This is a genomic window from Sphingomonas sp., assembly GCF_031426035.1.
Lineage (GTDB): Bacteria > Pseudomonadota > Alphaproteobacteria > Sphingomonadales > Sphingomonadaceae > Sphingomicrobium.
Genome location: NZ_JANPKO010000052.1, coordinates 1 through 7495, shown reverse-complemented (window position 1 = coordinate 7495; position 7495 = coordinate 1). Strand labels below are relative to the sequence as shown.

Annotated in this window: 12 protein-coding genes; 6 read left to right on the top strand and 6 right to left on the bottom strand. The window is 67.4% G+C overall.

Annotation, left to right across the window (positions count from 1 at the left end; all coding sequences use genetic code 11):
• From RMP08_RS03220 to RMP08_RS03205, 4 genes are all read right to left on the bottom strand, one after another.
• A partial coding sequence (locus RMP08_RS03220) for an Hsp70 family protein (protein ID WP_310467549.1) occupies positions 1 to 191 on the bottom strand: 191 nt, incomplete at its 3' end.
• A 145-nt stretch (positions 192 to 336) separates the two neighbouring features.
• Entirely contained in the window at positions 337 to 1074 is a 738-nt protein-coding gene (gene fabG, locus RMP08_RS03215; RefSeq protein ID WP_310467548.1) for a 3-oxoacyl-[acyl-carrier-protein] reductase, read from the bottom strand.
• Positions 1074 to 2012, bottom strand: a complete 939-nt coding sequence (fabD, locus tag RMP08_RS03210; protein WP_310467547.1) for an ACP S-malonyltransferase — start codon at positions 2010 to 2012, stop codon at positions 1074 to 1076. The genes fabG and fabD overlap by 1 nt, the downstream gene beginning before the upstream one ends.
• Before the next feature lie 60 nt (positions 2013 to 2072).
• Entirely contained in the window at positions 2073 to 3242 is a 1170-nt protein-coding gene (locus RMP08_RS03205; RefSeq protein WP_310467546.1) for an aromatic ring-hydroxylating dioxygenase subunit alpha, read from the bottom strand.
• Positions 3243 to 3316: 74 nt separating this feature from the next.
• On the opposite strand from RMP08_RS03205, the gene RMP08_RS03200 reads away from it, so the two are divergent.
• From RMP08_RS03200 to RMP08_RS03175, 6 genes are all read left to right on the top strand, one after another.
• Positions 3317 to 3565 carry a DUF1902 domain-containing protein gene (locus tag RMP08_RS03200; RefSeq protein WP_310467550.1) on the top strand — a complete coding sequence of 83 codons (249 nt, stop codon included), beginning with the start codon at positions 3317 to 3319 and terminating at the stop codon, positions 3563 to 3565.
• On the top strand, positions 3566 to 3763 hold the full coding sequence (locus tag RMP08_RS03195) for a type II toxin-antitoxin system HicA family toxin (protein ID WP_310467545.1): 198 nt from the start codon (positions 3566 to 3568) through the stop codon (positions 3761 to 3763).
• A 148-nt stretch (positions 3764 to 3911) separates the two neighbouring features.
• On the top strand, positions 3912 to 4367 hold the full coding sequence (rpsF, locus tag RMP08_RS03190; protein ID WP_310467544.1) for a 30S ribosomal protein S6: 456 nt from the start codon (positions 3912 to 3914) through the stop codon (positions 4365 to 4367).
• A complete protein-coding gene (gene rpsR, locus RMP08_RS03185) occupies positions 4367 to 4591 on the top strand; it encodes a 30S ribosomal protein S18 (RefSeq protein WP_310467543.1) in 225 nt (74 codons plus the stop codon). Before rpsF ends, rpsR begins: the two co-directional genes overlap by 1 nt.
• Before the next feature lie 13 nt (positions 4592 to 4604).
• Positions 4605 to 5210: a 50S ribosomal protein L9 gene (gene rplI, locus RMP08_RS03180; protein ID WP_310467542.1), complete on the top strand. Its 606-nt coding sequence runs from the start codon at positions 4605 to 4607 to the stop codon at positions 5208 to 5210.
• Positions 5211 to 5282: 72 nt separating this feature from the next.
• Positions 5283 to 6722 carry an AMP nucleosidase gene (locus tag RMP08_RS03175; RefSeq protein WP_310467541.1) on the top strand — a complete coding sequence of 480 codons (1440 nt, stop codon included), beginning with the start codon at positions 5283 to 5285 and terminating at the stop codon, positions 6720 to 6722.
• Between the two features lies 1 nt (position 6723).
• Here RMP08_RS03175 and RMP08_RS03170 read toward each other — a convergent pair whose 3' ends face one another.
• Both RMP08_RS03170 and RMP08_RS03165 read right to left on the bottom strand, forming a co-directional pair.
• Complete coding sequence (locus RMP08_RS03170) at positions 6724 to 7203, bottom strand: YbjN domain-containing protein (RefSeq protein ID WP_310467540.1); 480 nt, start codon at positions 7201 to 7203, stop codon at positions 6724 to 6726.
• Positions 7204 to 7217: 14 nt separating this feature from the next.
• On the bottom strand, positions 7218 to 7495 hold a 278-nt coding region (locus RMP08_RS03165; RefSeq protein WP_310467539.1), incomplete at its 5' end, for a M2 family metallopeptidase.

Here is a 7495-nt window from a genome sequence, read left to right as displayed (position 1 = left end):
TTGTCGGGGTTGGTCACCGCCTGGCGCTTGGCCGGCTGGCCGATCAGCCGCTCGCTGTCCTTGGTGAAGGCGACCACCGACGGGGTGGTGCGCGCGCCTTCCGCATTCTCGATGACCTTGGGCTTGCCGCCTTCCATCACTGCCACGCAGCTGTTGGTCGTGCCCAAATCGATGCCGATCACCTTGGCCATATTTTTTCCCTCACTTAGCCCCACGGGCGCGCCTCGGCGCTACCCTCACAAACGGATGTTTCGAAGGCGATATAGGTGCGGGGATTTGAGCGACAAGGGCGCGGTCAAGACGGCCCTTGGGGCATGGCTTTGAGGCAACGCCGCCTTACGGCATCGCCATCCCGCCGTTGACGTGGAGCGTCTGGCCGGTGACGTAGCCCGCCTCGCGGCTGGCGAGGTAGACCGCCGCCGCGCCAATGTCGTCGCCCGAGCCCATCGCGCCCGCCGGGATGCGGGCGAGGATGGCATCGCGCTGCTGCTCGTTGAGCGCACCGGTCATGGCAGAGGTCATGAAGCCCGGCGCGATGCAATTGACGGTGATCCCACGCGTCGCGAGCTCCTGCGCCATCGCCTTGCTGAGCCCGATCAGCCCCGCCTTCGACGCGACATAATTGGCCTGGCCGGGATTGCCGGTTACACCGACCACCGAGGTCACCGAGATGATCCGCCCGAAGCGCGCCTTCATCATCGGCCGCGCCGCCGCGCGCATCAGCCGGAACGCGGCCTCGAGGTTGACTCGGATGACCGTGTCCCACTCCTCGTCCTTCATCCGCATCGCGAGGTTGTCGCGGGTGATGCCGGCATTATTGACGAGGATGTCGAGCTGGCCGAGCGCCTCGACCGCCGCCGGCACCAGCGCATCGACCGCCGCGCCGTCGCTGAGGTTGCACGGCAGCGCGACATGGTCGCTGCCGAGCGACGCGCGGAAGTTCTCGAGCTTGTCGGCATTGGACCCCGACACCGCCAGCCGAGCACCCTGCCCCGCCAGCGCCTGGGCGATGGCGGACCCCAGCCCGCCCGACGCGCCGGTCACCAGCGCAGTCATTCCCGACAGATCAAACATCACGCGATCTCCTTCGCCAGCGCTTCGATGTCGGCGATCGTCACGACGCTCGTCACTTGCGCGTCGGGGGCGATGCGCTTGACCATCGGGCCGAGCACCTTGCCGCCCAGTTCGACGAATTCGGTAACGCCGGCGGCCGCCATGTTGGCGACGCTCTCACGCCAGCGGACCATGGCGGTGACCTGCTCGACCAGCAGGCGCTGGATCGTCTCCGGATCGCGCTCGGGCTGTGCGCTGACATTGGCGTAGAGCGGAACCGCGGGCGCAGCGAAGCGCGTTTCGCCGAACACTTTATCCATCGCTTCGGCGGCGGGCTGCATCAGCGGGCAGTGGAACGGCGCCGACACCGGCAGGCTCACCGCGCGCTTGGCGCCCATCTCCTTGGCCATGGCGATCGCGCGCTCGATCGCGGCGGTGTGGCCCGACAGCACGACCTGGCTCGGGTCGTTGTCGTTGGCGACGGTGCACACTTCGCCTTGCGCCGCGGCATCGGCGATTTTTTGGGCGAGGGCGAGATCGGCGCCGAGCAAAGCGGCCATCGCGCCAACCCCGACCGGGACCGCCGACTGCATCGCCAGGCCGCGGTGCTTGAGCAAATGCGCGGTGGTGGCGAGATCGAACGTACCGGCCGCGCACAACGCCGAATATTCACCGAGACTGTGGCCGGCGACGAACTGCGCGGCCTTGGTCAATTCGACCCCGCCTTCCCGCGACAGCGCGCGGAACACCGCCAGCGAATGGGCCATGATCGCCGGCTGCGCATTTTCGGTCAGGCGCAGCTCATCGTCGGGCCCGTCGCGCATCAGCCGCGACAGATTTTGCTGCAGCGCCTCGTCGACTTCGGCGAACACATCGTGCGCCGCGCGGCTCGCCTTGGCGAGCTCCGCGCCCATGCCGACCGCCTGGCTGCCCTGCCCGGGAAAAAGGAATGCGCGCATGAAATCTTCCGCCTGTTGAACCCGCGCGGCGGACTAGGCCGCGGCAGCGCGCTTGCCAAGCTAGTTGGCGCGGTTCCACCCCGGCGCCGGCGGCCGCTCGAGCCGCGCCTCGGGGATCAGCTTGCGTAACTTCTGCGCGAAGCTGCGCAGGCACACTTCGCTCGTGCCCAACGGCCCCGCGACATAGGTCGGCGACTGCATGCCGAGCTGGACGCGGGTGATCAGCTCGGTGTCCTCGGCGTTGACGCGGCGGTTGATGCGCCAGTTCAAGTAGCGCACCACTTTCATCTCGCGGCGCTCGTCGGGGAGGCCGTAGCTGATCTCGCGCAGCACCGATTGCGTCGCGCTGACCGGCAGGAACTGCATGAAGTCGACCTGGTCGGGATAAATGTCGAACGCGATGTTGGGGAACAGCTTGTAATACAACCACTTGCGGCGGTGGCTCGGCGGCAGGTGCTCGGCCTCGGGCAGATGCTTCTGGTAGACGCGCTCGGACGGGTTGTCGGACACTTCGTCGACAAGGTCGCCCTCCATGCGGTCGACCAGCGCCTTGGCCTCGATCTTGTAGCCGCGGCCGAACAAACGCGTCAGCCCGGGGTGTCCGATCGGGATGTGCAGCCCGTCCGAATAATTGTCGGCGATGGTCTTCCAGTTGAGGTCGCGCGGGCGGTTGGTGACGCGGCCGATCGCGCGCAATTCCTCGAAGCGGTACGGCTCCACTTCGGCCTCATACGGCGCCATCATCTCGGCCACCGACGGCGCACCAGGTTCGAGCGCGACGAACAGGAACCCGCGCCAATTCTCGAGCGGCAATTCGACCAGCCCGAGCTTTTCGGTTTCGAGCCCGGGATACTCGGCGCGGTGGGGAACGCCGACCAGCCGCCCGTCGCGGGCATAGCTCCACGCGTGATAAGGGCAGGTCAAAACCTTGGCGCAGCCGCCGGTGCCGTCGACCAGCCGCGAGCCGCGGTGGCGGCAGACGTTGGAGAAGGCGCGCACCGCGCCGTCGTCGCCGCGAATGACGAACAGGCTCTCGCCGAGATATTCGAGGCTGCGCCATTCGCCGGCCATGGCGATCTCGCTCTGGTGGCAGACGATCTGCGGCGCCGCGCGCAGGAACGCGCGCTGCTCGGCGGCAAAGAATTCGGGGTCGTGGTAGAGCCAGCCGGGCAGGCTCATCCCGTCGAGCGGGTCGGGAAGGGTCTCAACCGAGTGCAATCGCGTGGCCATGACCCCTTCTATCCCACAAATTGTGATTTCCGCCAGATGTGGGATAATCTGCGGCTGTCGATGTCGAGGTGACCATGGCCCTGTGGACGATCCGTGCCGAATATGACCCCGAGTCCAAGGTTTGGTGGGTCGCGGACAGCGACGTACCCGGCCTCGCCGCCGACGCCGAGACGGTCGAGGCGCTCGCCGCCAAGGCCGGTGCGATGCTTCCCGATTTGCTCGAGCTGCATGGCGCCGAGGTCATCGACAAGACGCGGTTGAGCGGAACCCACCGCATTCGCATCATTGCCCATCACGAGCATCTGTTCGACGTCGCGGCCTGAGTGGTTCAGGGATACACGCGCCAGCTCAAGACCATTCTTCGCGAGCATGGCTGGGAATTTCTACGCGCCGGCAAAGGCGACCACGAGATCTGGAGCCACCCCAACATCGCCCGCCCGATCGTCGTGGATGCCAGGATCATGTCGCGTCACACTGCCAATGCCGTGCTCAAGCAGGCCGGCGTCAAGGGCAAGTTCTGACCTCGGCCGCTTGCCTTTTGCGCCTGCTTTGGCCATAGGCGCCTCGCTGGGGTGACGGCTGTGCTGTCGCCCCTGTGTTTTTAAGAAGACAGCCGGAGGGGCGTTCGCACGGTGCGGCGTCAGCAATCGGCCAACAGATGAGATTAGCATGCCGCTTTACGAGCATGTTTTCCTCGCGCGTCAGGACCTCGCCCAGGCCCAGGTCGACGCGCTCGCGGAAAACGCCACCAAAATCCTCGCCGACAACGGCGGAAAGGTCGCCAAGGCCGAAACCTGGGGCCTGCGCAGCCTCGCCTACCGCATCGCCAAGAACCGCAAGGCGCATTACGTCATGCTCGACGTCGATGCCCCGGCCGCGGCGATCGCCGAGCTCGAGCGCCAGACCAACATCAACGAGGACGTCATCCGCTTCCTCACCATCCGCGTCGACGCGCATGAAGCCGGCCCGTCGGCGATGATGCGCCGCTCCGAGCGCAGCGACCGTGACCGCGGCGACCGTGGCGGCCGCGGCGGCGACCGCGACCGTGGCGATCGCGGCGGCGACCGTGGCGGCGAGCGCGCCGAGCGTCCGTCGTTCCGCGCCCGTGAAGAGGAGGCTGAATAATGGCCCGCGCATTCTTCCGCCGCCGCAAGTCGTGCCCGTTCTCGGGTAAGGACGCCCCGGTCATCGACTATAAGGACATCCGCTTGCTCCAGGGGTTCGTCTCCGAGCGCGGCAAGATCGTCCCGTCGCGGATCACCGCGGTCAGCACCAAGAAGCAGCGTGAGCTGGCCAAGGCGATCAAGCGCGCCCGCCATCTCGGCCTGCTTCCTTACCTCGTGAAATAAGGGAGCCGGGCACATGGAAGTCATCCTGCTCGAGCGCGTCGAGAAACTTGGCGGCATCGGCGATGTCGTCAGCGTCAAGAACGGCTTTGCGCGCAATTATCTGCTGCCGAACAAGAAGGCGCTCAGGGCCAACGAGTCCAACCGCAAGCTGTTCGAGAGCAACCGCGCCAAGATCGAGGCCGACAACGCCGACCGTCGGGGCGAGGCCGAAGTCCACGCCAAGGACGTCGAGGGCAAGCAGGTCGTGCTGATCCGCGCCTCGTCGAACTCGGGCCAGCTCTATGGCTCGGTCAACGTTCGCGACATCGTCGACGCGCTCAATGCCGAGGGCGCCAACGTGTCGAAGGCGATGATCGTGCTCGAGCGCCCGATCAAGGCAATCGGGCTGTACGACGTCAAGGTCTCGCTACACCCCGAGGTCGCGGTCACCGTCCAGGTCAACGTCGCGCGCTCGCCCGACGAAGCCGACCTCCAGGCGCAGGGCGTCGATGTCATGGCCGCGATGTTCGAGGAGGCCAACGTGCCTTCCGGCTTCACCGAGGCGCAGGACCCGAGCCTCGAGCCCGGCGAAATCCCGGCCGACATGCTCGAGGAACGCGCGGCCGACGACGCCGAGTAAGCTCGCTTCCAACCCTCTCCCCCGCGGGGGAGAGGGCTAGTTTTGTAGGATTCCGCGCGCTAACCCCCCGCGATGGAATCACCCGACACGATCATCGCCGAACTCTCGCGCATTTACGAAGCCGCGGTCGCCTGCCTGCGCGGCGACATTTCGGCTTATGCCGCCGACGGCACCGTCCCGCCGCCTGAACGCCGCCGCGACGGCAGCTACTGCTACCCCGAGCTGCGGGTCCACTACGAAGGCGTCGACCACCCCGGCGACGCGATCCATGCGTTCGGCCGGCTGACCCAGCACGGCACATACGCCAGCACGGTCACCCGCCCCGACCTCTATGCCGACTACTTGCGCGAGCAACTCGAGCTGATCGACGAAAGCTACGACGTGCGCGTCGAGGTCGCGCCCTCGGCGCAGGAAATCCCGTTCCCGTACGTGCTCGACGGCGCGTACGGCGCGGGGCTCGGATCGATCAGTCCGCAGGAGCTGGCGCGGCACTTCCCGACGACCGAGCTGGCGATGATCGGCGACGAGCTCGCCGACGGCTACGACCTCGGCCATCCCGCCAAGAGCCTGCCGCTGTCGCTGTTCGACGGGCTGCGCACCGATTTCAGCCTGGCCCGCCTGGCGCATTACACCGGCACCGCGCCCGAGCATTTCCAGCGCTACGTGCTGTTCACCAACTACCACCGCTACGTCGACGAGTTCGTCCACTGGGCGGGCAACCAGCTGGGGAACGGGCGCTACTCGGCCTTGGCCGGCGCCGGCGGGCTGCTGGTCAAGCGCAAGGTCGAGGACGCGCGCGCGCTCGTCACCGACACCGCGTGGCGGCGCCACCAGATGCCCGCGTACCACTTGTGCGCGCCCGACCGCTCGGGGATCACGCTGGTCAACATCGGGGTGGGCCCGTCGAACGCCAAGACGATCACCGATCACCTCGCGGTGCTGCGGCCCGAGGCGTGGCTGATGATCGGCCACTGCGGCGGCCTGCGCCCCACGCAGAAGATCGGCGACTATGTGCTCGCGCACGCTTATCTGCGCGACGACCACGTGCTCGACCCGGTGCTCCCGCCCGAAATCCCCATCCCGGCGATCGCCGAAGTCCAGGTCGCGCTGCAAAAGGCCGCCGAGATCGTCAGCGGCACTGGCGGCGCCGACCTCAAGCGGCGGATGCGCACCGGGACCGTGGTCACCACCGACGATCGCAACTGGGAGCTGCGCTACACGCATTCGGCGCGTCGGCTGAGCCTGAGCCGCGCGGTCGGCATCGACATGGAAAGTGCGACCATCGCCGGCCAGGGCTATCGCTTCCGGGTGCCTTACGGGACGCTGCTGTGCGTCTCGGACAAACCGCTCCATGGCGAGATCAAGCTGCCCGGCCAGGCCAACCGGTTCTACGAGGAAGCGATCGCGGGCCACCTCGCGATCGGGGTCGAGGCGTGCGAGCTGCTCCGCACCGAAGGTCCGCGGCTGCACAGCCGCAAACTGCGGGCGTTCAACGAACCGCCGTTCCGATGACCTAGCCGGCGGGCGACGGATAGAGCATCGCGCCCATCGCCTGGACGGTGCCGAGGAACCGCTCGGCCGCGGTGACCAGGACCGCGCGCGGAATGCCCTCGCCGGTCTCGACGTCCCAGCGCAGCGTCGGGTCGCCCGCGGCGTTGAGCGTGACCGCGGCGTAGCGATGGCGCGCGGCGAAGGCCACGGCGTCGGCCGCGGCCAGCCCCGTCCCTTCGGCGTCGAACGCGGCGAAGAACTGCACCGAGCGGCAGCGGTCGTGGCCGGAGGGATCGCAGTCCATGAACAGGAGCCGCGCCTTGTAGCCGCGCAAGCCGAGCTCGAGCACCGGATCGCCAAGATCGTCGGTGCCGAGCGTCACTTCGTGACCGGCCCCCTCGAGCGCTTCGGCCACCGACTGCGGCTTTTCCGCGCTGACCATCGGCGCGGCCAGCACGGGCGATGAAACGGCGAGCGCCAGACCGAACCCAACCCAGCGCATCTCACCTCACCCCGTTACCATCCGCACGTCTTGCCCTTGTTCTGCGTTTGCAGCCACTTCGTCAACGGCGCGAAATAGCGGACCATCGCCTTGCCGCTCATCTCGCGGCTGCCGTTGAACGCCTGAAGCGCGTCGGGCCACGGCTTGGAGGCGCCCATCGCGAGCATTGCGTCGAGCTTCGCGCCGACGTCCTTGTTGCCGTAAAACGAGCAGCGGTGGAGCGGTCCCTTCCACCCCGCGGTCTTGCACGCCGCCTCGTAGAACTGGAACTGGAGCACGCGGGCGAGGAAAT